We start from the raw sequence: 24,440 nt of genomic DNA, 5'->3' as shown, positions 1-24,440 counted from the left end.
ATTGGGTGAGCACGGAATACTACTTGGTGTTCTCCCCGGTCAGGAGTTCCCTCCGACTTCTGTCCGAATCGATAAGGGCGACAAGCTCATCATCTATACTGACGGGATTACCGAGGCAAGAAACGATCTCAACGAGGAGTTCGGGCAAGAACGGCTGATCGAGGCCATCAAGAAGGCCTCCGCCTCGTCCGCGGAAGAGCTGGCCAATGACATCATCGGCGCAGTAACCAAGCATACGAGCGGGCTGGAGCCGAACGACGACATGACGCTGCTCATCTTCTCTTTCTAAGACTTTAGTCGCAGCTCCCATGCCGCATACGCAGGACCGCATCATCAACAAAACCGCGGAAGTCCAATGCCCAACAGACCGCTATTCCCCTCACATCGAAGAGACCCCCTAGAACAACAGGCGAAGCAGGCCGAGCTCTCAGCTGGCCAGGCCGCTCCTGAACACCTGACCACGGCCGGGACGATCGAGCGCATTGTTTTTGCGTCCGACGACGAGCGATACGTTGTGGCTGAGTTGAAGCAGCCGGATGGCGAGACAATCGTGGTCTGCGGCAATCTCGGTCCGTGCTCCCCGGGCGAGGAGGTCGAGGTCCAGGGCACTTGGTCGCAACATCCCAAATATGGCAAGAGGCTTCAGGTTCATTCATTCCAATCGCGAATCCCGCAGACACTTGCCGGGCTCAGAAAGTTCCTGGGCTCGGGCCTCATCACAGGCATCGGCGAGACGAGGGCACGTCAGATAGTGGAGCACTTCGGAGACAAGACGGTGGAAGTACTCGACCACGACAGCGAAAGGCTGCTTTCGATTCCCGGCATCGGCCCGCAGACTGTCAAACGCGCAGTTGAGGCGTGGAACAGGTATAGGGGTCTGCGCCAACTGCTCGTGTTCCTACAGGGGTACGGCGTCAGCATCGCGCGAGGGATGCAGGTCTTCAAAGAGTATGGCGCCTCGGCGGTCAATGTGCTGACGTCGAACCCCTACAAGTTGGCGGACGATATAACAGGCATTGGGTTCAAGACAGCGGACGCGATCGCCCAGAAATTGGGCCTGAGCCCCAAAAACCCGGAGCGCATCAAGGCGGGCGCGTCCTACGCATTGCGAAGGGCGAGCGAGAAGGGACACACTTATCTGCCGAAGGATGTGTTTGTGAGCTCGGTTCAGGAGTTGCTGGCCGTCGAGGAGAGTCTCATTCTCGAGGCGCTCACATCCCTTTGCCAAGAGAAGAAGCTCGCCCTGGACCCGCTCGCGGAAGACGCGGTGTTTCTGGCTGAACTCAAGGTCTGCGAGGAGTCCGTCGCCAAAAGCCTTCGCGACCTAATCGCTGGGCCTGCGCCGTTCGACGCGGCGAGAGCGCTTGCGGCCAGCGCCGCGGCCGAGAAGACCGATAAGCTTATCCTCTCTGACGAGCAGTCCTCGGCCATCCACAAGACATTGACCTCAAAGGTTACGGTCATCACCGGCGGGCCGGGCACCGGCAAGACCGCGCTGGTTGGTCGGCTGGTGAGAATATGCCGCCGTCTGCGAGTTAGGCTGGGGCTCTGTGCTCCCACCGGAAGGGCCGCCAAGCGGCTCTCGGAGGCGACCGGCTTCGAGGCCAAAACGGTCCATCGCCTCTTGGAATATGATGCCTTCAAACGTGCCTTCAAATACGGGAAGCATCGCAAACTCCCAGCGGATTTCATTGTGATGGACGAGGCGTCGATGGTTGACATCAGGCTCATGTCGAAACTCCTGTCAGCCCTTGCGCCCAGCTGCTCGCTCGTCATTGTCGGGGATGCCGACCAGTTGCCGTCAGTTGGCCCGGGTGCGGTTCTTAATGACATCATCAGATCAGGGTCCGTCCCGGTTATCAGGCTGACGCACATCTTCCGCCAGCAGTCAGTGAACGGTTATGATAACCTCATCGTGGTGAACGCACACAAGATAAACCAGGGGGATGCGCCGATTCTACCCAAGCGGTCTAGCTCCGCTCATGGTCAATTCTATTTCGTCGAGCGGGGCAGCCCGGAGAGCGTCCTGAAGGCCATCATAGAGCTCGCAACACACAGAGTGCCCCGGCGCTTTGGGTTCGATCCCCTAACCCAGATTCAGGTCCTGACGCCGATGCACCGCGGACGCGTCGGCACACACACATTGAACGTCGAGCTGCAAAACGCTCTCAATCCAAATGGGAGGCCCGTGCAGTTCGGGGGCCGCGTCTTCCGAGAGGGCGACAAGGTGATGCAGACCAAAAACAGCTACGAGAAAGAGGTCTTCAACGGAGATATCGGCGTGATCGTGATGCTCAACCGCGCGAACCAAAACCTTATCGTCGATTTCGGCGACAGGAAGGTCAATTACTCGCCCATCGACGCGGGTGAGCTCGAACTCGCCTACGCGATATCGGTGCACAAATCGCAGGGCAGCGAATACGAGGCGGTGATACTGCCGCTCATAACCCAGCATTTCTTACTCCTTCAGCGTAACCTCATCTATACGGCAGTAACGCGGGCCAAGAAGCTCGTTATGATGGTAGGCTCAAAAAAGGCTCTTTTCATGGCAATAGGCAACGACAAGACCTCGAAGCGATACACGCTCCTGGCTGCGAGGCTCAGTGCCCTCAATTCGGAGCAGCTAACGTGACCGTAAATCGTAGGGGCGTCGCTTGGAGGCTGTCCAATAAGTCGGTTTCTACGGGGATGACGCAGCGGGGTATGCCACATGTAGGGGCAGGCCTTGTGTCTGCCCGAATATATAGATGGGCGGAGACAAGCCCCGTCCCTACACGAGCATCTAGGGCATGAACTCTTACGCCAGCGATGACGTGCTCAAAGCCAACATCGAGGTGCACAAGGTCGAGGCGCCCTACTACGACGCGCTGCACCCCGAGGAGCGGAACTTCTTCGAGCGAGGACGCCGAAGGCGAGCTCTCGAGGCCGTCAGGCGAGCGTTGGGCAGAAGAGGCCGGAGGCCAAGAGCGCTCGACGTGGCCTGTGGAACGGGCAAGGTCTCTATCATGCTCGCCGAGGCGGGCTTTGATGTTATCGCGTTCGACGCCTCGCTTGCGATGCTGCGTATCGCAAGAGGCAAGGTTCGGGCCATGAAGCTCGACGTTCAGCCCAAGCTCATCTGCGCTGACCTATTCTCGTTCCTCGCCGGCTGCCCTCAAGAATTCGACCTAATCGTCTTCTGCGGCGCGCTGCATCACGTCCCGGACGTCCCCGAGGCGCTTCGGCTCGCCTCGTCAAGACTTGCCGGCGGCGGCGTCATGCTGATCACGCACGAGCCGCTCAAACAGACTATATCGAGCAGGCTGCGGTATTCATTTCATCGTGCGATCGCCCGGCTTGACGAATCGCTTTACAGGCTGCGAATCCGCTCGCTCCCAGCCGAGGCGAGATGCATCGACTACTCCATGTCCGATTTTCAACGGCGCTTTGGAGGCATCGACCCGGCGGCCGTCGCCTCTGCCCTCAACTCGAATGGACTCTCAGTTATCAGTATCGAGAAATACTGCTCGAGACGGTTTGGAGTTTTCTGCGCTCTGGCCGACGTGCTCGTCCGCTCGCAGAACACATTCCAGATAGTCGCCAGACGGTGAGGCTTATGGGCACCTGAGATGAGAAGGATGAAGGATGAAGGATGAAGACTTTGGACTTTCTTACATGCCCAGCTGCCTTCGCTTAGATTCCGTGGTAGTTTTGTCGAAGCAGACCCTTTTCAACGTCTGCTCTTTCTTGACAATCGTTTGGCATCTTGCTAAGTTTAACGCAGTTTGTTCTTTACAGTTTAAGTCCCTTTGTTCCGTCAAGGAAACGGAATAAGGGGGAAAAAGCTGAACCTCGGAAGGGGCGGGGTAAGATCCTTAAAAAAGGAGATGAAAGATGAAGAGATTGATTCCTGTTTTAACGGTTTTGGCAACTGCGCTTGTGATATTGACGGTGACCAATAGCTTTGCCGAGGATAGGTGGACAAGTTATAACACCGGCAACAGCGGTCTTGCCGGCGATAGTGTGATGGCCATTGCCATAGACGCCCATGGCAACAAGTGGTTCGGGAGGGGCGGCGGTGTCAGCGTTCTCCGCTGCGACGGCAGTTGGAGGACTTACAATAGCCTTGTGAATGCCATTGCCATAGACGCCCATGGCAACAAGTGGTTCGGAACCAATCGCGGCGTCAGCGTTCTCCACCCCTACGGCAGGAGGTGGACGACTTATAATTCCGGCAACAGCCGTCTGGCCGGTGACTATGTGAATGCCATTGGCATAGATGGTGCCGGCAACAAGTGGTTCGGCGCTGGGTATGACGGCGTTAGCGTCCTCCATCCTGATGGCAGTTGGATGACTTACAATACTGACAACAGCGGTCTGGCCGACAACTATGTGCTTACCATTGCCATCGAGGCCAATGGCAACAAGTGGTTCGGCACTACCGGTGGCGTTAGCGTCCTCCGTGCTGACGGCAGTTGGACAAGTTACAATACTAATAACAGCGGTCTGGTCAGCAACTATCTGCTTGCCATTGCCATAGATACCAATGGCAACAAGTGGTTCGGGACATACGAAGGCGGCGTCAGTGTCCTCCACTCTGATGGCAGCTGGACAACTTACAACACTGGCAACAGCGGTCTGGTCAATGATACTGTACAAGCTATTGCCATAGACGCCAATGGCAACAAGTGGTTTGGGACAGACAGCGACGGCGTGAGCGTCCTGACCCAGATGCCCGTTATCTCGGTCGCCACCAACAAATCTCTCTATCGTCTTGGTGACAGGATGATAGTTGAAGCGAGTTTGGAGAATCCGGGCCCGGCGGTCACGGTTGACATCTATCTGGGTGTTGGTCTGCCGGATGGCACCTTCCTCTCCTGGCCAAGCTTTGCGGCAGGATTGATGCCTGCTTTTGCCGACTTCACTATTCCTGCCAGCTTCTCATTGGGACCCTCAGTGATTTTTGAGATGAATTTGCCTGAGCTCTCCGCCGGCGAATACTCCTGGTTTACCGGCTTGACTAAACCGGGTGATATCTCCGAGATTGTGGGCGATATTGCTATTGCTCCCTGGCAGTTTGAATGAGGCGTAGCACTTCAGCAAGATTGAGCCGTCTTTTTCTTTTTGATGTGGGAACGCTCCTGTCTGGATGTTTCTGCTATTGTTGCCTTATGCCCAGGGTGGTATTCATAAGGAGAAAGACGTAGCCAAAGAGTCGGTGAAGAAAGAGAGGAGGGCGGAAGAGATGGAGAAATTCACCGCCGTGTTGGAGCAAGAGGGCGACTGGTGGATTGGGTATGTAGAGGAGTTGCCTGGAGCTAACACACAGGGCCGAACGCTCGAGGAAACACGTGATAATCTGAAGGATGCGGTGCAGCTTGTCCTGGAGGCCAATCGGGAATTGGCGCGGCGCCAGGCCGAGGGCCACTCATCTCTCGGAAATCCACGAGGAACACGAAGAGACACGAAGAAGGGATAGGGGATCGTGGCCCGGTTGCTGGACTTGCCTTCGTGCGCCTTCGTGTCCTTCGTGGATCATCCTCCCATCATCATGGCCGGACTGAAGACCAGATGAATATTCTCATCCTGAGTGCTAACTGGCGGGCGGACCTCGTTAAGGCCTTTCAGCGGGCGCTTTCCGAGCTCGGAGGTGGGCTTGTGATCGCGGCGGACATGTCCCCGCTGTCGGCCGCGCTCCTTCAGGGCGATGGGTTCGAGGTCGTGCCTCCACTTGACTCGCCCGGGTTCATCGACTGCCTGTTAGATATCTGCAAGAGACATAACATCTCCGCCATAATCCCATCGATCGATAAAGACCTCCAATTCCTCGCCGAGCAACGCGAGCGGCTGAGGAAGAGCGGTATCACGGCGGTCGTCTCCAGCCCCGAGACCATCGCTATCTGCGATGATAAGTATCGGACTTATCGGTTCTTTCGGGATAACGGCATCCCCACGCCGGCAACGTGGCTGCCGGAGCAGCTAGAGGCGGGCGGCGAGGGGCCGCGTTACCCACTTCTGGTCAAGCCGCGACGCGGGATCGGCGGCAAGGGCGTGTTCAAGCTCGAAAGCGAAGATGAGCTACGTTTCTACCTAAAACGTGTTGCGGACCCGGTGGTCCAGGAGTTTCTGCCCGGGCCAGAGTATTCCTTCGACACGCTGTCGGATTTCAGCGGGAAGGCGCTCTGCGTCGTCCCACGGGAACGGATTTACGTTCGGGACGGCGAGGTCTTCAAGGGTAGGACTGTCAGGAACATGGAGTTCATCCGGCTGGTGGCGAGGGCTGCCGAGTCACTGCGATTGACAGGTCCGGCGGTCATTCAAGGGTTGCTCGACAGACAAGGCAGCCTCAAGTTGACCGAGGCGAATCCTCGGTTCGGCTCGGGCGCTCTGCTCTCAATCGCGGCCGGGGCCGAGCTCGCAAAGGACCTAATCCGTCTGATTCAGGGCGAGAAGCTCACACCGAAGCTTGGGCAGTTCAGGGATGGCGTCTATCTTCTCCGCTATTACGACGCCTTCTTTCCTACCGGCGAGACCCTGCCAAAGTAACGGCTTGCGCACCGGCAAGATGCGTTGATTCGTGGCCTTCTACGTCGCCCGCTCTCTCGAGCTATTCTGCGTTCGCTACCGAAAACGACTCCGCCCAAAGCAGCGCCACAGAGGTAAGTGTGCCCGGCCGAGGTGTCCTAAGCGCCCCACTGCCTTACGGTGCACTCAATCGTAAACAGGAGTGCCCCTGTGCTTTGTCATCTCCCGAAATTCGGCCAATAGATTCTTGAATATCGGCCCCGGCTTGCCATCGTCAATAATCCTGTCGTCGGCGTTCACAACCGGGATGAGCTCCGCAGCGGAGCCAGTTAAAAAGACCTCATCAGCAGTATAGACATCGTGCATGACGATGTTCCGCTCGATCACCTCGATGTTGAGCTTCTTAGCAATGTCCAGAACGCACTGGCGCGTTATCCCCAGAAGAACCCCCACGTAAGGCGGTGGCGTGAACATCACCCCGTTCTTCACCACGAATATGTTGTCCGCGGTCGCCTCGCAGACGTAGCCGTTGGGGTTCAGCATGATCCCCTCGTCCGCCCCAGCCCGGTTGACCTCGATCTTGGCCAAAATGTTGTTGAGGTAGTTGAGCGACTTGATCTGGGGGCAGATGACGTCGGGGCTATTGCGCCTGGTTGAGCACGTGATGACCTTCAGTCCAACCTTGTATTTCTCCGCGGGGTAAAGCTGGATGCTGTCGGCGATGATATAGATGCTGGGCTTGGGGCATTTCCGGGGGTCGAGGCCGAGGTCCCCCTCACCGCGCGAGACCACAAGCCTTATGTAGGCGTCCTTATAGCCCGTGCGCCTCACGGTCTCTATCGTTATTCTGCTGAGCTCCTCCCTCGGCATGGGGATCTTAAGCGCAATCGACTTAGCCGAGTCATAGAGCCGCTTCATGTGCTCGGGGAACATGAATATGAGACCATTATAGACTCTAATCCCCTCGAAAATGCCGTCCCCGTAGAGAAAGCCATGATCGTAGATTGACGTTACGGCCTTCGCCTTGTCAGTGAGGAACTCCCCGTTCGAGTAGATACACAACCCCATGTCTGAACCTCCGTATCCTGTAAGATTAAGCACTCATCCTATTGCAGAACAGGTAAACAGCAAGCATCTAACCCCAAACCCTCAATTCTGTCAAGCCGAATGGGTGCCCCGGACATCAGACTCATGGGCGTTCGCTCCCACCGACGCCCATTTTGACAACGGCCGACGAGAGCATTTCAAAAGCACTAATCAGCTTCAATCAAGATACATTCGCAGCGAAGGCGATTCCTTGCGGCCAATTGCTTGCGCTTGATCGACGCTGGCCGAAAGTGCTACGCTTGGTGTTGTATTGCCATGGCCAGTCTGGTCTAGCCTGATTGACGTGTAATCTCGACATGCTGGATGGATATGCACAAGATGCCAACAATAAACGATGTCAGACGAAAGTATTGAGCTGAGGCTTACTGCCGCGGTCAGCGGCGCAGGCTGAGCTGCGAAAATAGGTCCGGGAGACCTTTACAAGGCTTTGTGTGGGCTGCCGCTAATCATGGACCCGAACATCATTGCGGGCCCGTCGGTTGAGCGCGCCGAGGACGCAGGCGTCTATAAATTGTCTGACGAGTTGGCCCTTGTGCAATCGGTCGATTTCTTCACACCAATTGTCGATGACCCATTTGTTTTCGGCCAGATAGCTGCCGCCAATGCGCTGAGCGACCTGTATGCGATGGGGGCGAGGCCGCTTTCGGCGCTCAACATCATGGCGTTCCCGGTCGCTAAGATGGACATCAGCGTCTTCCGCGCTGTCGTGTTGGGCGGCCTCGACAAGATACACGAGGCGGGTGCGGTTCTCCTGGGAGGCCACTCGATCGATGATCCCGAGATGAAATATGGTCTCGCCGTTACCGGTCTTGCGCATCCCGAAAAGATTGTGTTCAACTCAAGCGCTCAGATAGGCGACAAGATCGTCCTCACCAAGCCAATCGGCACTGGCATTGTCTCGACAGCGGTCAAGCGCGGCGCGGCGAGCGAAGCTCAGGCCAAGACCGTGGCAGAGACGATGGCCACCCTGAATAAATCGGCCGCCGAGGCGATGCTCAAGGTCGGCGCCTCGGCCTGCACTGATGTTACAGGTTTTGGGCTGGTTGGGCACCTCTGCGAGATGATGTCCGACGAGAGGTTCGGGATACGGCTTGAGTTTGGATCGATTCCGTTTTTTGAAGGTGCGCTCGAGTTTGTAAAGGCCAAGATTGCGCCGGGCGGGCTGTTCCGCAACCGCAAGTTCTACAGTGAACGGCTTTTGGTGCAGGGCGAGTTCTCGAAGGACGACCTGAAACTTCTGTTTGACCCTCAGACGTCCGGCGGGCTTCTTATAGCGGTCTCCGGCCCGCGCTGCGAGTCGCTGCTGGCCGAGCTCGAGGCCGCAAACGTCGGGACTTTTGCAGTGATTGGCGAGGTTATTGCGGAGCCTGTCTCGAAAGTCGTCTTGGCGTAGCCGCATCATGCTGGGTGGAACCCGCCTGCCGTAAGCGGTGTTGAGAGTATTGAAGGCAGCGCTTTGAGAACACTTCGATATCAACACAGGAGACTCAGATGAGAAAACTAACTATTGTTGCTCTTTCAATAGCTGTTCTGATTGGGGGATTTGCCCTGGGCTACTTATCGGTTCCGGGCCCCAACGAAAGCATGGGCTCAACGTTTGCCCAACCCGCGGTCGCAAAAGAGGACCCGCTTCTCTCCGATTCGAGCGGCAAGGCGTTAACTACCACGACATTTCGCGAGGTGGCCCAAGAGGTAAGTCCCGCGGTCGTAGCTATCACAGCTAAAACGGCCGTCAAGGTTCGGCAGCAGCAGTTCCCGTTCTGGTTCTTCCAGGACCCATTCGGCTTCAGCAACCCGCAACGGCGTGCCCCCGAGAGTCAGGAGAAGGAGTTGTGGAAAACCGCTGGCGGCACTGGCTTCATTATTGACAAGTCTGGCCTCATTTTGACGAACAATCACGTCGTAGAGGAGGCGGACGAGATCACTGTTAGGCTGTTTAACGAGCGGGAGTTCCCGGCAAAGGTGGTTGGTAGGGACCCCGATACCGACGTGGCCCTGGTCAGGATTGACACGGGCGAGGACCTTCCTGTGGTCAGATTGGGCGATTCAGATGCCCTTCAAGTCGGCGACTGGGTCGTCGCAATAGGCAACCCATACGGGTATGATCACACGGTTACGGCCGGAGTCGTGAGCGCCAAGAACCGCTGGATAGGGATGGGCAACTACGACAAGTTCATTCAGACTGATGCGCAGATAAACCCCGGCAACAGCGGCGGGCCACTAGTCAATGTCTGGGGCGAGGTTATCGGCATAAACACGGCGATCGCAGGCCTCAGAACGGGCATTGGATTCGCCGTCCCGATCAATATGGCTAAGGCAATCCTCCCCGCCCTTCAGGACAAAGGCAAGGTTGTCCGCGCCTGGATAGGCGTCGTGATCCAGCCAATAACGCCCGATTTTCAAGAGTCACTTGGGCTCAAACAGAGGCAAGGTGCAATAGTCGCAGAGGTCGTCAAGGGCAGCCCTGCCGAGGATGCGGGTCTGCAGGTGGGTGACGTGATTTTGATGTTCAATGAGCACACGATTCGCTCGTCCCGCGAGCTGCCGGAGATAGTCGGTCTCAGTCGCCCTGGGACAAAAGCATCGCTCACCATACTTAGGAACGGCGAGACCAAGCGCGTGAAGGTGAAGCTTGCGCCCAAGCCGGCATCCAAGACTCTCGCACAAGAGGAACAGAAAAAACGATACGAGCTCGGCCTTAACGTTGAGGACATTACTCCCGAAATGGTGTGGCGCTACAAACTGCCCAGGGACATTGCGGGCGTTGTTGTCGTAGAAGTAGAGTTCAAGAGCTCCGCCCAAAGGGCCGGCATCGAAGAGGGCGATGTGGTCCTCAAGATCGGCTCGAGGCGCATCAAGAGCGCCAAGCAGTTCTACGAGGTCAGCTCAAAGCTCAAGACCGGCGTGCACATACTCTTAGTCTATCGTAATGGCGCCCAGACACTCGTGCCGGTTCGCATCAGGGGTAATGATTGATCTTTGAGGTCGCAAGAAAGTCGGGCTTGGGCATGCGTTTTCGCTCTCATAGAAGGTGGCCTCGCCTGGCCCTTTATCTTGCGCTGCTGTTCGCGGGAGTAGTGTGGCTGTCGATCAGGAGCGATAGCGCCTCGGCGGCACTGCGAGTGTCAAACGACGTCCTGTTCGTCCCGTCGCCAGCGCTTGTGAAGACAGCCTGCTTGGGTTTTGACAACCTCCTATCCGATATCTTCTGGCTAAGAACAGTTCGATACGTTTTTAACCAGCAGAAAGGGCACAGGCGCTTCCGAATGTTAAAGGACATGCTCGCGGTCGTCACTGGCCTCGACCCGTATCCGTGTGACGTCTATATTCGCGGAGGTTGTTGGCTTTACGAAGATGCGGAGGATGCGAACGATGGCATTGGGTTTTTGCAGCGCGGCCTGCGGTTTGTCCCCGGGCACGCTGCGAATCGTTGGCAAATAGCGTTTCATATAGGAAAGTGCTTTCGAGAAGAGCTCCATGATGAGGAAAACGCCACCCACTACTTCGAGATGGCTCTTCAAATGCCGCATGCCCCTCGCGGGCTCATCGTTGCGGTCGCCGCCGGCTACCAACGGCTGGAGAAGTTCGAGAAGGCAAAAAAACTCTGGAAAGAGGCGAGAGATACCACCGGAGACCCCAAGATCAGGAATGCGGCAAACAGAAGAATACTGGAGATCGAGATGACCCAGAACACAATCGGCCTTTTGCAGCAGAAGGTCGATGCTTTCGCCGAGGCCCACGGACGGTCTCCCAAAAGCCTTTCCGAGGTTGTCGCGTCGGGGCTGCTGGACACGGTGCCAGCGGCGCCTCTTTCGGGTGAGTATGAGCTCGATGCCGACTCTGGCCGAGTTCACTATCTCTACATCCCTCAGGACCTAATGGGTTACCGGTGAGCAAGAGAATCCTGATCTCGCCCGGAGACGCCTCGTTCAACATCGGGGATGAGGCGATCCTCACAGGGACAGTCTCTTTGATCAGAAGGTTCGTACCGGATGCTGAGGTCTGCGTTTTCGCCAACCGTCCAGACCGCATAAGAGATATTCTTGGTGTTGAGGCGATCGATAAGGGCAAGGGCGTTCTGAGGGTTTTTAGGAGTCTTCCAACGGCAATCCGAGAGACCAGGCGGGCAGACCTTCTCGTGTGGGGCGGGGGCCAGCTCCTGCAGGATATCTCCAGCCGACTATACATCCCGTTTCACATCTCGCGACTTGCCCTAGCGGTTGCCCTCCACAAACCCACAATCGTCCATTCGATCGGGGCTGGGCCGATCAGGTCCCTCTCGGGGAAGCTGCTCACACGGTTGTTTCTCAATAAGGCATCTGTCATTACTGTGCGGGACGAGTACTCTCGCGAGGTCATTGCTGCGTGCGGCGTCGAGCGCGAGAGAATACTCAAGGTGCCTGACCCGGCGCTGATCCTTCGGCCGGACGACAGCTTCGACGCCAAGCGCTGCTTATCCGAGCTCGGCCTCGACCTCACGCGGCCTGTTATCGGCATCGCAGTGAGGCGCCTATTTCACAGGAGACACGGCGTGCTTCCGATACGATTCAGAGTCAAGTTCGGGCTTATCTCATCAACCCAGAGGTCCCGTTTCAGAAGCTTCAAGGCCGAGCTTGCAAACTTCATCGACTACGTCGTGTCGCGATATGGCTTCCAAGTGCTGTTCATCCCCATGTACTCCGAGGCGGGGCAAGACGATCAGGGCGTTGGCCGCGAGATCGCTCAGCTTGCGTCCAGCAAAGAAGACATCTTCCATCTGCCAGTCGGATACAATAGCAGGCAAATCCTGAGCATAATGCGCAAGATGTTCGCAATGCTCGCGGTCAGGATGCACGCGGCAGTCCTGTCAGCGGTCGGCGGTGTCCCGCTCCTCTCAATCCACTATGCGTCAAAGGGCAAGAGCTTCATGTCTGACGCCGGGCTGGCCAACTACACACTTCCGGCGGAAGATATGGGCTGCGACATCCTAGTCCGCAAGTTCAACGAGCTGATTGAGAACTATGATGATATTAAATCAGTGCTTTCCGACACCGTTCGCGCCTCGTCGAGGGACCTGCTCGTAAGTGGGCAGCGAATCAGGGAGCTTCTGGGAATGGAGCCGCTTAATGAGACAGAAGTAGCCGAGTTCCTCAGTTTTGTTGAGGCAAGGGATAACGCCGAGGACCTCAACATTGTACGCGTTAAACGTGTAGGAGCAACGGCCGGATATTCGGCCCAACGCCGGAATGATTGAGATTATCGATCTCGAGAAGACGCTCGACGGCCTAAAGGTCCTGAAGGGCGTCAACCTGATGATCGACGGGGGGCAGACGACGGCCATAATCGGCTCATCAGGGGCGGGTAAATCGGTCCTTCTGAAGCATATAATCGGCCTGCTCAGGCCTGATAGCGGCAGAATAGTAATCGATGGCATCGATACAGCGGACCTCAATGCACGCCAATGGATGCAACTTCGAAAGGAGAAGCTCGGAATGCTCTTTCAGGAAGGCGCACTCTTCGACTCGATGAATGTCTATGAGAACGTCGCGTTCTTTCTCACTCAGCACACGAAACTCTCTCAGGAAGAAATAGAGCAGAAAGTTGCGGAGAAGCTCGAGATCGTGAACCTCAAAGGAGTCGAGGCTAAAATGCCATCCGACCTGTCAGGTGGCATGAAAAAACGCGTCGCGCTCGCAAGAGCAATCATCGCTGACCCCGAGATTCTCCTTCTTGACGAGCCCACCGCCGGGCTCGACCCCATCATCTGCGCCTCAATCATTCATCTGATCAGGCAGACACAGGAGCGGCTTGGCATCACGTTCGTGATGGTTACGCACAACATCCTGGACGGCTTCTCCATCGCACAGAAAATAGCCATGCTACATGACGGGACGATCGTCGCGTCTGGCACGGCGGACGAGATGAGAGATTCCGACAATCCCGTCGTGCAGGGCTTCCTCCGCAGCATCACGTCAAATCTGATTTCAGGGGGATGACCTCGTTCGTGCGCGAGGTCGAAAGCCGTTAGCTGGAGGTCCTGGTTCTTCCGGCTATCCCTGAAGGAGGCTTGCTGCGTTCACGTTGGGGTCTGCTCTCATCTCTTGGCTTCATGACGCGGCCGCCCGAATCCCGGACGGAGTGTTCAAAAATCGAGCGCATCTCAGGACGATTTACGCGCACCGCTCGGCTGCGCTGTCCGGCTCACGGCCGGAATGAGGCCGTATAGGGCTATCTAGGGCACGTGATGGATTTGGGAAGAATGTGGCCCGCAACCTGCTCCTCTATTAAGTGGAGGAAATATCAGATGTCTAATGCGAAACCGAAAAGGACAAGAAAGGAAGTGGGACAGATGGGAAAGACTAGAGGGCCGCGAGGCCAACACAAGGTTTCCACGAAGGAGAGCTTCAGCCCGGAACTAACGCTGGAAGTCATCTCAGAAGACTTCGATCCCGAGGAACCGAAGTCCTGCATCGTGGACGAGGCGCCCGAGCCAGGTGCGCTTAAAGATTCTGGCGAGGTCGATCGAAGAATCCATCGCGAAACGGATAGCGGAAGATCTGGGAGGGATAGCTTCGTGCGTTACTTATCAAGCTTAGCGGACGAGTCTCTTTTGACTCACGATGAGGAGGCCGAGCTAGGCAGAGAAATGGCGTTGGGTCGCCAGGTGGTTCGGGAGGCGGTCCTCGATAACGGGATCGAACTGATCCCGTTCAACAACGCCATCAATCGTGTTCGCTCTGGCGAGATGACCGTTCGTGAGATCGTGGACCTCGACAGCTTTGAGTGTGGGGACGAGCTGGCCGACCGCAATTTAGCAGTGCTGGACCTGTTGAAGAAGTTCAATCTCGAGGCAGAGCGATATGTCCATCTGATCAACGATTGCTTGGACGGCTCCCTGGACGACGCGTCGCCTCAGCCGATTGATCTTGTTCGCGCGAGGGTCGCGAAGTTGGTTTCCCGAATTCCGTTGCAGGATTCGTTCATCACACAAATGGCCGATGCAGTTGTCAGTTTCTTGGATTCGGTGCGGTCGGAGGACGATGTTGAAGACGTCAAGCTGGCGTCTGTGGCCTCCAAGTGCGAGCGCAGCTCACAGGAGGAAGCAGCCGTCGAGAGAGAGGCGTTAGAGACCTTCGGTCTGCCCTATCGTAAGATTAGGCCGGTCGCGGAGCGCATTCGCAATGGGCTGGAGATCTGGCGGAGTGCACAGTCTCAGCTTGTTCGCTCCAACCTTCGACTGGTGGTTTCCATCGCCAAGCACTACATAAACGCGGGCGTCCCGTTCGAGGATATGGTGCAGGAAGGCAACATGGGACTGATGCGGGCCACGGAGAAGTACGAGTATCACCGTGGGACGCGGTTCTCGACTTATGCCGCGTTCTGGATCAGGCATGCCGTCATCAAATCGATTGAGCGCCAGGCCAGAACGATCCGACTGCCTGGCCACATTTTCGACTTCTCAAACCGAATCTCGACCACTGCTGTTGCGTTCCAGCAGAAGCTCGGACGTGCCCCGACGGAATCGGAAATAGCGGACGTGCTTGGCGTTAGCCAGGAGAAGGTCGAGGAGATAACAGGCTATTCACATTACTCGATCGTTCCGCTGTTTACGGACACAGACAGTGAAAACGAGCTCAATCTGATCGATATCTTGCCAAATCCGTCCTGCAACAAACCTGAACGCTACATCGAAGAGCGCGAGATCGCAGACGGGCTTGACAGAGCGCTCGACGTCTTGACCGAGAAGGAAAGGCTCGTGGTAGAGCTCAGAAATGGACTCAAGGATGGGCATCCGCACTCGCTGCGACAGGTTGGCGAAGCGATGAACCTGACGAGAGAGCGGATCAGGCAGATTGAGAAGGTCGCGCTCGAGAAGGTCCGCGTATCTGGGCTGGCGGACACGCTGATGGCTTACACTTAATCGATGGACCATCAGGCGCTCGTGTTTTGAGTCGCTTGTGTTGTGAGCGCTCGAAAATCGAGCTCACCGATTCTGCCTGAACTGAGGCAGCCTCAGTGAGTAGGTCTTCGACAGTCCACACATATACCATCTGATATACCATCCTGCGCCGCCATTGCGGCAAGCGCGACCCCGATAATTAGATTGACGGTCCGGGAAGTTGTCTGTTGCAGCTGCTCGACACGTAGATAGAGGAGTTCATGTTGTAGTCCGAACAGCTGCCTCCTTCACCTGCGGGGTGCAAATGAGGGACCCACGCTGCAATCCCCGACAGGGGATACCGTGGGTAGAGCCGTGCGTGCAACGCAACGGGAGGGTTATCATAGGGAGCTCTCCTCTTACCGTCAGGCTGCGCCTGCGGCTACCCGTGGTGTGCCCTGTCGGGCAGAATCTCGTGCGCCCCATCCCCGAGGGGGCCACGACATTCCCCTCTTCAATCTGATTATTGGGGCGATGCAACAGGCTCTCGCTCTCGTTCATTTGTTTGACGCTCTGCTCCGCTGTGTCCATTTGGGCTGGCGCAGACCTCAGGACCCGCGTCTTGCAGATGGCAATACCAGCGAGACAAATCCCACGAGCGATACTAGCGAGGCGATCAAAAGCGATTGAAAAACGCCTAGCACAGGGAGGAGGAAAGAGGTGGTCGCTATTGCCCCAGCGGCGGAGCCAACAAGGTCTGCGAAGTAGGTCGTCCCGGCCGTCTGCGTCTGGACCTCATGTCCAACTGCGTTTGTGTAGGCTGCGTTTCCATAGATGTAGAGTGCGCCTCCTACAACGCCGGAGAGAAGAATGGCCATGACGAAAAGCGTTTGAACCAATGTGGCAGCGCCCAGAACTTGAACGCTTGCCAAGAAAGCTATCACCAGGAAGGGGAAGAGGGCGGCTATCGCCTGAAGGATGACGAGGCCCGAAAACGGTTCCCGCTGCCCTTTGGTCCGGAGCCTGTTTCTCGAGATGAGCGCCCCGACGGCTATTCCGGCCATATAGGCACAGACGAGCAGCCCAAGCATTGAATAGACCCGGCCGAAGAATATCTGGTAGGCGATCAGGACTATCATCTCGGTGCTGATCTCGAGAAATCCAATTGACGCAAGGGAGACGATTACCGCAACCTTTCTCGGCGACCTTGAGGCTCGCTGGACCAGTAAGACCCCCGCGAGCAAGAGAACGACAACCGAGTAAACCTCTGGCTTACTGCGATCGCCAAGCCACCTGTAAACTGCGGCAACTTGCCCGCTAGACTCCCTGCTCCACAGCACCTGCGCATAGTAGTAGCAGACGGGCGAGAAGTCCCGGTTGACCCTTGCGCCCGAGCCGGGACATCCCTTCAGCAACTCGTCGATCATTCTCAGCCTGAAGAACTCGAACGTCACTGGGATGCCCCAGTCGGTCACGAACTGCGTCTTGATCTGTCGCTCGGCGAGCCTTGCCACCAACACGTCAGGTTTGAGAGCAAGTTCGGCCGAAGAGCTGGCCAGAAGATGGGCGTTTTGGCCCGGCGTGAGAGCCACTTTGGGGAAAACACGAGCCAGCGTGTTGCGAACGCTACAAATAAAGGTCTTCTGCTCATCAGAGAAGTAGTTCTCTGCCGATGGGACTTGCACGGCGAATATACCGCCCGGGGCGAGCCGGTCCCTGACTACGATGAAAAACTCGAGCGTGAAGAAACGATTCAGCTGGGCATTTGTCGGCCTCGGAAGGTTGAGGATGACCATGTCGTATTCAGACTGGGCTGTCGCCACAAAGCGCCTCGCGTCGGCGTAGTGAATATGGACAGCCGGATCGGTCAAAGCCCTCCTTTCCACTAGCGGCAGGAATTCTTTAGACACAGCGATGACAGCCTGGTCGAGCTCAACGTAATCGACCTTTTCCGGGTGGTGCTTGAGCAGCTCACGCACAGACCCTCCGCAGCCACCGCCGAGCAGCAAGACGGACTTGGGCCTCTTGTGTACGAGCATGGGGATGTGAACCGCCTCCTCCGCAGACAGACTGTCCGGATACGAATACAGCAAAAGACCATTTTGAAAGAGCGACCTCTGCTCGAAGCGCCTCGCCAAGACGAGCCGCCCATATTTTGTCTCGCGAACGTCGATGACCTTGGCGCCTCCGAAAGCAAACCCAGATGACCAAATCTCAATGCTCGAGGAGAGCATTAGCAAGATGGCCGCCCCCACAATCAGCGCCGCCCAGACCGACTTGGGTGAACCTCCGGGCCGGGCCTGCCAGCACGCCCCCACCAGCGTGATCGCCGACAAGATGACCAGCGTGGCAAATGGCAGAACGCGACCCGTCAATACAAAATGCAGAACCACTCCCCCGACCACCGCGCCCAGCGCCTCGACCGAATAGACAGCGCTTGCCTTTCTCGACCTACCCTCGGCGCTCTTGTCCCTCAAGAAGCTGCAATAGACCCCAAAAAGGCCGCCCTGAACGAATGACAACGGGGCGAGGCAGACGAACGTTGTGCCTAAGATGGGCACGAGGCCAGCGATCTCTCCCGGCTCGATGCCCAGGACAACCCTTGCGAGCCTGATAGCGATGAGCGTGCAGGGAAACAGAAGACCTAGTCCCGTGAGCAGCCAGAGCCTCAGCCTGGACCTTCCGTCCGGGCTCAGCCGGTTCGCGGCCTTGCCCATAGTTACGCTGCCCGCGCCTCCGAAGAGAAGCCACACGAAAAGCACTAGGCCGATCGAGAGCTCGTTGCCCGAGAACACGTTGATGCACTCCCGCTGGAACACCACCTGCGAGACCAGTGCGCAGAAGCCCAAGCTGAACCAGAGGAACACGTCCAGCCACCTGTCGTCACGCATGTTGCTCACTTTGGGCATCAAGATAGATCCCCGTTATCACGCCGATTCGCCTCTCTTTGACAGCAAAACGGTTCCAATCTATTATAGTTCCCGCCGCTGAAGTTGCATCTGTGATTTATTACGCCAGGAGATAGTAACGTGAACGAGATTATCACGTGTATTGAGAAGCTGCGATTGAAGCTTGAGAAATTCCGAAAAGCGCACCTGAAGGAGCTTCCTACACGCATAACATTCATTGACCCGGTGCTCAGGGCGCTCGGATGGGATGTGGAAGACCCAGACGAGGTTGCCGTTGAATATCAAACCAGAGACGGCAAATCCGTTGATTATGCACTTAAGATAAATCAGAAAGTGGTCTTATTCATGGAGGCCAAGCCATTGAACGACCCACTTGATGACGAAAAAGCCATCGGGCAGGTCGTTTCTTACGGCGCTGTCGCAGGAGTTGACTGGTGTGTTTTGACGAATGGTGTCACCTATAAGGTATATCGGAGCACAGAGAAGGCGGCGGCGCCGGACAAGCTCCTTTATGAAGTCTCTTTGGACCCAAAAGAGTCCGAGGATATCACGATAGAGCAAGTAGCGGACCGGTTGCGCCGTTTCTCGCGCGAGGCGATGGAGAAGGGGCTGCTTGACGAAATTGGAGAGGAGATATTCACCACTGGCAAGGTGAGAAAGGCCTTGGATAACCTTCTGACGGACCCGCCAGCTTATCTGGTGACTCTCATACGGAAGGCAACGGGAGGCGAGGCAATCAAGCCAGTCCAAATAAGAAATGCCCTGAAGAGACTATGGTCGCAGACCGCTCAAACCGGGCCAACCGGCAAGGTGAAGCCTCGGCCGGATAGCCGACAGGAGGACAATGGGAAACGGAAACGAGAAGAGTATAGCGAGAGCCATCACACAGAAGGCAGGCCACAGGAAGTCGTAGAACTGTATCGTGCGGTTGACAAGTTCTGCATGCAACTCGAACCGGGTGCAGTTCAACGAAAATGCACGAAATGGTATATTGGATACGTCTTGAAACGAGTATTCTGCTCTCTCCGCCTGTCCAAGTCTCAGGTTCTGGTTTGGGTCAGACTCAGCTATACTGATCTACAGATGCCCCCTTCGTTTGTCCGCGACGTGTCTAGCGTCGGGCACTGGGGATTGGGCGATGTCGAGCTTCGGATAGACAGCCTCGATGTTTTTCAGGATGCGAAAGCTTACATTCAAAGGGCGTTTGAGGAGAACAGATGAGGTGAAGCCATGCGACAAGTAGTAATCTATCCTGGAGAGGATGGGTATTTCGTTGTCGAATGTCCGAGCTTGCCGGGTTGCATCAGTCAAGGCAAGACCAGAGAGAAAGCCATCCAGAACATCAAGGAGGCGATCGAGCTGTATGTAGAATCGCTTGAAGAAGATGGTATTCCTGTCCCGGAGGAGAACTTCGACGCTTTTACGGCTGCTGTATGAGGAATCTCCTGACCACACGGAGCTCGATCCTGGGACGCTCAGGGCAATTATCCGACAGGCTGGTTTGAGCGTGGATGAATTCATAAGGTTGTTGCGAAGTTGAGCGCCAAAAGAGTATAAAGAACCGGTCAGGAAGTAATGGGTTAGTGCATAATTTGGAGGAGTAAAATGATCCCAGAGTTCAAGAACGAGCCATATCTTGATTTCTCCGTGCCGGAGAACAAGAAGAAGATGGAGGAGGCGATTGCCAAGCGTCAGTCGGCGGTTGGCCGGGAGTATGACAGCGTGATCGGTCGAGAGCATATTCGGCTGGAGACGAAGCTCAAGAGCTACAACCCGTCGAACAAGGACGAGGTTGTGGCTGTTTTCCAGAAGGCCGGTGCAGACCTTGCGGACAAGGCTATCGAGGCCGCCGCCGAGGCGTTTGCGTCGTGGAAATACATGTCTGCAGATATACGGGCGGAGTTCGCGTTCAAGGCCGCCGATCTGATGAGGAAGCGTAGGCTTGACTTCGACGCCGCGATGGTCGTTGAGGAGGGCAAGAACTGGCTCGAGGCGGACGCCGACACTGCCGAGGCGATCGATTTTCTCGAGTTCTATGGTCGCGAGGCGATACGCTACGCTAAGATGAATCCGGTAACGCCAGTGCCGGGCGAGGACAACGAGCTTCGCTACATTCCGCTTGGCGTTGGGGTCGTTATTTCGCCGTGGAACTTCCCCAACGCAATCATGGCCGGAATGACTTCGGCATCATGGATTTTCGGCAACACAGTAGTTTTGAAGCCTTCGAGCGATGCGCCTCTTATAGCAGCGTTGTTTTTCGAGCTGCTTCAGGAGATCGGTCTGCCGCCGGGGGTCGTCAATTTCGTGCCCGGCAGCGGGGCTAGCTTCGGGTTCGAGCTGGTCAAGCATCCGAAGTGCCGCTTCATAGCATTCACGGGTTCGATGGAGGTAGGCCTCAAGATCAACGAGGCGGCGTCTAGGCTCGCAAAGGGTCAGAAGTGGATCAAGCGCGTGATACTCGAGATGGGTGGCAAGGATACGATTATCGTTGACGACAACTACGACATTGACGAGGCGGTCAATGGCGTCCTGGCCGCGGCGTTTGGTTTTCAGGGCCAGAAGTGTTCTGCGTGCTCCAGGGTCATTCTGCTGGAATCGATCCACGATGAGTTCGTCAAGAAGTTGGTCCCGAAGGTCGAGGCGATCAAGGTTGGCCCGCCAACCGATCCTGACAACTATATGGGGCCGGTCATCAACAAAGCCGCCGAAGAAACAACTCTCAGATACATCGAGGCAGCCAAGAAGGACGGCGCCAAGCTTCTTTGCGGAGGCGAGAAGGCGCCGGGCAACGGTTACTTCATCAGGCCGACGGTTTTCGATGGCGTGAAGCCAGACGACACTATCTCACAGGAGGAGATATTCGGGCCGGTGCTGGCAGTCTTGAAGGCAAAGGACTTTGCCGAGGCGCTGAAGATAGCCAACAACACGGTGTATGGCTTGACGGGAGCGGTCTATTCGTCTTCTCGTGCCAATCTCGAGCGCGCCCGACGGGAGTTTCACGTGGGCAATCTCTACTTCAACCGCAAGTGCACAGGCGCCCTGGTCGGCGGCCATCCGTTTGGTGGATTCAACATGTCTGGGACCGACTCGAAGGCCGGCGGGCAGGATTACTATCTGCTGTTCACCCAGGCTAAGGTCATTTCTGAGAAGATAAGATAGCGCAATCAGAGGAGGGAGCGACTTGCTTGGGCGGGACGCTCCCTTCCTTTCAGACCTGCGGCCGAGCGCCCTTTTCTGCCCGGCCTTGTGAATGTCAGCTTCGGCCGCACCGAAAGGCAATGACCAGCTTCAGACCAGACAAGAGCAGTCTTTAGTGTTTGAATACGTAGGTGCAGTGCATATTCACTCCCGCTATTCGGATGGGAGCGGCTCGTTGAGGCAGATTGTCAAGGCGGCGAGGCGTGCCGGAGTGGAGTTCATCGTGATCTCCGACCACAACAACATGAGTGTCCGGAAGGAGGGGAGCTCGGGCTGGCATGACGGTGTGCTGGTGCTCATCGGCGAGGAGGTCTCCCCTTATTACAATCATTACATGGCGATCGGGATCAAGGATGAGATCGCTCCGAATCCGGATAGTGCGCAGGCCAACATTGACGCCGTTGCGCATCAGGGCGGCATCGGGTTCATTGCTCACCCGTTCTGTTATCATCGGCCGTCGCCGGGCTGGGCCTGGCTCGACAAGCTGCTCAGATTAGACGTAACCGTCTATCCGTGGCGGGACCTTCGGGTGAAGCGCTTTGACGGGATAGAGGTGTGGCAATACATGTATGACTGGGTCAAATCGGTCAACTCATTCAACATCTTCGCGCACGTGATCGCGCCTGAACGGTTCATCACCGGCCCGAATCCTGAGACGTTGAGACTATGGGACGAGGCTTGCGCAACGCGGAAGGTAGTCGGGATAGGGACGCTTGATGCCCACGCCAAGCCACGCATCCTTGGGATGTTTCCCATCTGCTCATACAAATACCTTATGGGGACTGTCAGGACGCATATCCTGGTGCCAGAGCCATTCGGTGGCACAAGCCTGACCGATGAGCGGAGCGTGCTCGAGTCGCTTCGCCGCGGCTGTTGTTTCTTCGCCAACGACCGGACGGCTGACTCTGCCGGCTTTAGGTTCTACATCAAATCAGGCGGCGCGACCTACCAGATGGGGGACGAGTGCGAGCTGGCGGATGATACTGAGCTCTGCGTCATCCTGCCCCGTGACGGCGAGATTCGTGTTGTTCGAGATGGGGTGCTTGTGTTGGTGACCAATGGTGAGTCGTTATGTAGAAACGTTCGGGCCAGCGGCGTCCTGCGTGTCGAGGCCCGCATTAAGGACAAGCCGTGGATATTCTCGAACGCGATATATGTTGCATAGTCCAGAGCCGGGGCCACCGGTTATCGCCGCGGCCTTGCCAAGCACGATGCTTTGGACGTAAACTCCCCGACAGACCATTTATAGAGGCAGGCAGATGACAAATGCACTGATAACTGGGATCACGGGCCAAGACGGGTCATACTTGGGCGAGTTCCTGCTCCAAAAGGGCTACAAGGTCTATGGTATGCAGCGGCGCGCCAGCACGATTAACTTCGTGCGAATAGCTCATCTCATCGACCGCATAGAGCTTCTTCCCGGGGACCTCTTGGACCAGAACTCGCTCAAGCTGGCGCTCGAGCAGTCAGATGCGGACGAGGTCTATAACCTCGCAGCGCAGTCGTTCGTCCCGACATCCTGGAACCAGCCCATTCTCACGGGCGAGATAACCGGCCTCGGCGTGATGCGCCTCCTCGAGGCGATAAGGGAGGTGAACCCGAAGGCGAGGTTCTACCAGGCCTCATCCAGCGAGATGTTTGGCAAGGTGCTCGAGGTGCCCCAGACCGAGAGGACGCCCTTTCACCCCAGAAGCCCTTATGGTGTGGCGAAGGTCTATGGGCACTGGACCACGATTAACTACCGTGAGAGCTACGGCATGTTCAACTGCTCCGGGATACTCTTCAATCACGAGTCACCCAGACGAGGGCTGGAGTTCGTGACCCGGAAGGTGTCGTTTGGGGTCGCCCGCATCAAGGTTGGCCTCGCGGATGAGCTTCGGCTAGGGAACCTCGAGGCGAAGCGCGACTGGGGCTACGCCGGGGACTACGTCGAGGCGATGTGGCTGATGCTTCAGCAGGACGAGCCCCAGGATTACGTGATCGCGACGGGGCAGACCCACTCGGTCCGTGAGCTTTGCGACGTCGCCTTCTCGCACGTAGGCCTCGATTTCAGGGATTATGTGAAAGTCGATCAGCGGTTTATCAGGCCAGCCGAGGTGGACCTACTTGTGGGCGATGCGACGAGTGCCCGGCGGGAGTTGGGGTGGAGGCCGAAGGTATCGTTTGAAGAGCTCGTAACGACGATGGTCGATGCCGACATCGAGCTTCTCTCCTCCGAGGGCAGTAAGAGCCCGCATTCGCTACGAAACTTCGGGGTAAGATGAGAGTTTTCGTAACCGGCGCCGAAGGGTTCGTAGGTGGCCATCTCATCGAGCACTTGGTCGCACAGGGCCATGCGGTATATGGGACTACCTACTTGGAGGAGCTGATTGATGGCCATGTCCCATCCGGGGTTGACATCCGGCAGTGCAATATCCTCGACGAGACCGCGATCGCAGAGCTTCTGGGTGAACACCAGCCGGAGACCATCGTGCACCTGGCCGCGGTCAGTTCCGTCTCGATAGCCCGCACGCAGCCGGCCGCCACCGCTCAAGTGAACATCTTGGGCACCTTCAACGTCCTTCAGGCCGCATCAGAACTTGACCACAAACCTAAGGTTCTCGTTGTGAGCACCTCCGAGGTCTATGGCTCAGTTGCCGAGCTGGATTGCCCAGTAACCGAGCATCACCCCGTCCGGCCTCAAAGCATATACGCCGCCTCGAAGGCCAGCGCTGAGGTTCTTGCGGCGTTTTTTGAAAGGGTGCGGGGATTGCCAGTAGTGATTCTGCGGCCGTTTAACCACACGGGGCCTCGCCAGGCGCCAGATTTCGTCTGCTCGGCGTTTGCCAGACAGATAGCACAGGCCGAGGCGGGCATGGTTGACC

General features: G+C 56.7%; 21 protein-coding genes. 19 read left to right on the top strand and 2 right to left on the bottom strand.

The annotated features are described in order from the left end of the window. The 6 genes from VM163_04365 to VM163_04340 all read left to right on the top strand — a co-directional run. The coding region (locus VM163_04365) for a PP2C family protein-serine/threonine phosphatase (protein ID HUT03107.1) at window positions 1–289 on the top strand (289 nt) is incomplete at its 5' end. Window positions 290–355: 66 nt separating this feature from the next. Further along, window positions 356–2,632, top strand: coding sequence for an ATP-dependent RecD-like DNA helicase (locus VM163_04360; GenBank protein ID HUT03106.1), 2,277 nt, complete (start codon window positions 356–358; stop codon window positions 2,630–2,632). 157 nt (window positions 2,633–2,789) lie between these two features. Next, the gene (locus VM163_04355; GenBank protein HUT03105.1) at window positions 2,790–3,590 is read left to right on the top strand and encodes a class I SAM-dependent methyltransferase; all 801 of its coding nucleotides are present in this window, start codon (window positions 2,790–2,792) and stop codon (window positions 3,588–3,590) included. Window positions 3,591–3,873: 283 nt separating this feature from the next. Next, the gene (locus VM163_04350) at window positions 3,874–5,064 is read left to right on the top strand and encodes a hypothetical protein (GenBank protein ID HUT03104.1); all 1,191 of its coding nucleotides are present in this window, start codon (window positions 3,874–3,876) and stop codon (window positions 5,062–5,064) included. A gap of 160 nt (window positions 5,065–5,224) precedes the next feature. After that, a complete protein-coding gene (locus VM163_04345) occupies window positions 5,225–5,458 on the top strand; it encodes a type II toxin-antitoxin system HicB family antitoxin (protein ID HUT03103.1) in 234 nt (77 codons plus the stop codon). 92 nt (window positions 5,459–5,550) lie between these two features. Further along, window positions 5,551–6,525, top strand: coding sequence for an ATP-grasp domain-containing protein (locus VM163_04340; GenBank protein HUT03102.1), 975 nt, complete (start codon window positions 5,551–5,553; stop codon window positions 6,523–6,525). 165 nt (window positions 6,526–6,690) lie between these two features. Here the strand turns inward: VM163_04340 and ilvE are convergent, their stop codons facing one another. Next, entirely contained in the window at window positions 6,691–7,572 is an 882-nt protein-coding gene (ilvE, locus tag VM163_04335) for a branched-chain-amino-acid transaminase (protein HUT03101.1), read from the bottom strand. Between the two features lie 373 nt (window positions 7,573–7,945). On the opposite strand from ilvE, the gene selD reads away from it, so the two are divergent. From selD to VM163_04305, 6 genes are all read left to right on the top strand, one after another. Then, window positions 7,946–9,004 carry a selenide, water dikinase SelD gene (gene selD / locus VM163_04330; protein ID HUT03100.1) on the top strand — a complete coding sequence of 353 codons (1,059 nt, stop codon included), beginning with the start codon at window positions 7,946–7,948 and terminating at the stop codon, window positions 9,002–9,004. A gap of 98 nt (window positions 9,005–9,102) precedes the next feature. Further along, complete coding sequence (locus tag VM163_04325; protein ID HUT03099.1) at window positions 9,103–10,587, top strand: Do family serine endopeptidase; 1,485 nt, start codon at window positions 9,103–9,105, stop codon at window positions 10,585–10,587. Continuing rightward, on the top strand, window positions 10,584–11,504 hold the full coding sequence (locus VM163_04320; GenBank protein HUT03098.1) for a hypothetical protein: 921 nt from the start codon (window positions 10,584–10,586) through the stop codon (window positions 11,502–11,504). Before VM163_04325 ends, VM163_04320 begins: the two co-directional genes overlap by 4 nt. Next, complete coding sequence (locus tag VM163_04315; GenBank protein ID HUT03097.1) at window positions 11,501–12,844, top strand: polysaccharide pyruvyl transferase family protein; 1,344 nt, start codon at window positions 11,501–11,503, stop codon at window positions 12,842–12,844. The genes VM163_04320 and VM163_04315 overlap by 4 nt, the downstream gene beginning before the upstream one ends. Beyond that, entirely contained in the window at window positions 12,837–13,586 is a 750-nt protein-coding gene (locus VM163_04310) for an ABC transporter ATP-binding protein (protein HUT03096.1), read from the top strand. The genes VM163_04315 and VM163_04310 overlap by 8 nt, the downstream gene beginning before the upstream one ends. A 353-nt stretch (window positions 13,587–13,939) precedes the next feature. Next, the gene (locus VM163_04305) at window positions 13,940–15,511 is read left to right on the top strand and encodes an RNA polymerase sigma factor RpoD/SigA (protein HUT03095.1); all 1,572 of its coding nucleotides are present in this window, start codon (window positions 13,940–13,942) and stop codon (window positions 15,509–15,511) included. A gap of 566 nt (window positions 15,512–16,077) precedes the next feature. Here the strand turns inward: VM163_04305 and VM163_04300 are convergent. Then, window positions 16,078–18,378, bottom strand: a complete 2,301-nt coding sequence (locus tag VM163_04300; GenBank protein ID HUT03094.1) for a fused MFS/spermidine synthase — start codon at window positions 18,376–18,378, stop codon at window positions 16,078–16,080. A 120-nt stretch (window positions 18,379–18,498) separates the two neighbouring features. Between VM163_04300 and VM163_04295 the strand changes: the two genes are divergently transcribed. From VM163_04295 to VM163_04265, 7 genes are all read left to right on the top strand, one after another. Further along, a complete protein-coding gene (locus VM163_04295; protein ID HUT03093.1) occupies window positions 18,499–19,599 on the top strand; it encodes a DUF5655 domain-containing protein in 1,101 nt (366 codons plus the stop codon). 9 nt (window positions 19,600–19,608) lie between these two features. Further along, a complete protein-coding gene (locus tag VM163_04290; protein ID HUT03092.1) occupies window positions 19,609–19,815 on the top strand; it encodes a type II toxin-antitoxin system HicB family antitoxin in 207 nt (68 codons plus the stop codon). Beyond that, entirely contained in the window at window positions 19,763–19,918 is a 156-nt protein-coding gene (locus VM163_04285; GenBank protein ID HUT03091.1) for a type II toxin-antitoxin system HicA family toxin, read from the top strand. Before VM163_04290 ends, VM163_04285 begins: the two co-directional genes overlap by 53 nt. 65 nt (window positions 19,919–19,983) lie before the next feature. Next, window positions 19,984–21,537: an L-glutamate gamma-semialdehyde dehydrogenase gene (gene pruA / locus VM163_04280; GenBank protein ID HUT03090.1), complete on the top strand. Its 1,554-nt coding sequence runs from the start codon at window positions 19,984–19,986 to the stop codon at window positions 21,535–21,537. A 154-nt stretch (window positions 21,538–21,691) separates the two neighbouring features. Beyond that, window positions 21,692–22,741, top strand: coding sequence for a CehA/McbA family metallohydrolase (locus tag VM163_04275; protein ID HUT03089.1), 1,050 nt, complete (start codon window positions 21,692–21,694; stop codon window positions 22,739–22,741). 94 nt (window positions 22,742–22,835) lie between these two features. Next, entirely contained in the window at window positions 22,836–23,840 is a 1,005-nt protein-coding gene (gene gmd / locus VM163_04270) for a GDP-mannose 4,6-dehydratase (protein ID HUT03088.1), read from the top strand. Next, window positions 23,837–24,440: GDP-mannose 4,6-dehydratase (locus tag VM163_04265; protein ID HUT03087.1), on the top strand; the 604-nt coding region annotated here is incomplete at its 3' end. The genes gmd and VM163_04265, both read left to right, overlap by 4 nt.

The organism is bacterium (genome assembly GCA_035527515.1).
GTDB lineage: Bacteria > B130-G9 > B130-G9 > B130-G9 > B130-G9 > B130-G9.
Note: the sequence above shows the minus strand (reverse complement) of the source record. Positions and strands in the feature narration are given on the sequence as shown.

What these genes read in the sequence shown, in the direction of transcription:
- VM163_04360 (HUT03106.1), top strand. Translation starts at nt 356, where the DNA reads ATGCCCAACAGACCGCTATTCCCCTCACATCGAAGAGACCCCCTAGAA.
- VM163_04355 (HUT03105.1), top strand. Translation starts at nt 2,790, where the DNA reads ATGAACTCTTACGCCAGCGATGACGTGCTCAAAGCCAACATCGAGGTG.
- VM163_04350 (HUT03104.1), top strand. Translation starts at nt 3,874, where the DNA reads ATGAAGAGATTGATTCCTGTTTTAACGGTTTTGGCAACTGCGCTTGTG.
- VM163_04345 (HUT03103.1), top strand. Translation starts at nt 5,225, where the DNA reads ATGGAGAAATTCACCGCCGTGTTGGAGCAAGAGGGCGACTGGTGGATT.
- VM163_04340 (HUT03102.1), top strand. Translation starts at nt 5,551, where the DNA reads ATGAATATTCTCATCCTGAGTGCTAACTGGCGGGCGGACCTCGTTAAG.
- ilvE (HUT03101.1), bottom strand. Translation starts at nt 7,572, where the DNA reads ATGGGGTTGTGTATCTACTCGAACGGGGAGTTCCTCACTGACAAGGCG.
- VM163_04325 (HUT03099.1), top strand. Translation starts at nt 9,103, where the DNA reads ATGAGAAAACTAACTATTGTTGCTCTTTCAATAGCTGTTCTGATTGGG.
- VM163_04310 (HUT03096.1), top strand. Translation starts at nt 12,837, where the DNA reads ATGATTGAGATTATCGATCTCGAGAAGACGCTCGACGGCCTAAAGGTC.
- VM163_04305 (HUT03095.1), top strand. Translation starts at nt 13,940, where the DNA reads ATGGGAAAGACTAGAGGGCCGCGAGGCCAACACAAGGTTTCCACGAAG.
- VM163_04300 (HUT03094.1), bottom strand. Translation starts at nt 18,378, where the DNA reads ATGCCCAAAGTGAGCAACATGCGTGACGACAGGTGGCTGGACGTGTTC.
- VM163_04290 (HUT03092.1), top strand. Translation starts at nt 19,609, where the DNA reads ATGCGACAAGTAGTAATCTATCCTGGAGAGGATGGGTATTTCGTTGTC.
- VM163_04285 (HUT03091.1), top strand. Translation starts at nt 19,763, where the DNA reads ATGGTATTCCTGTCCCGGAGGAGAACTTCGACGCTTTTACGGCTGCTG.
- pruA (HUT03090.1), top strand. Translation starts at nt 19,984, where the DNA reads ATGATCCCAGAGTTCAAGAACGAGCCATATCTTGATTTCTCCGTGCCG.
- gmd (HUT03088.1), top strand. Translation starts at nt 22,836, where the DNA reads ATGACAAATGCACTGATAACTGGGATCACGGGCCAAGACGGGTCATAC.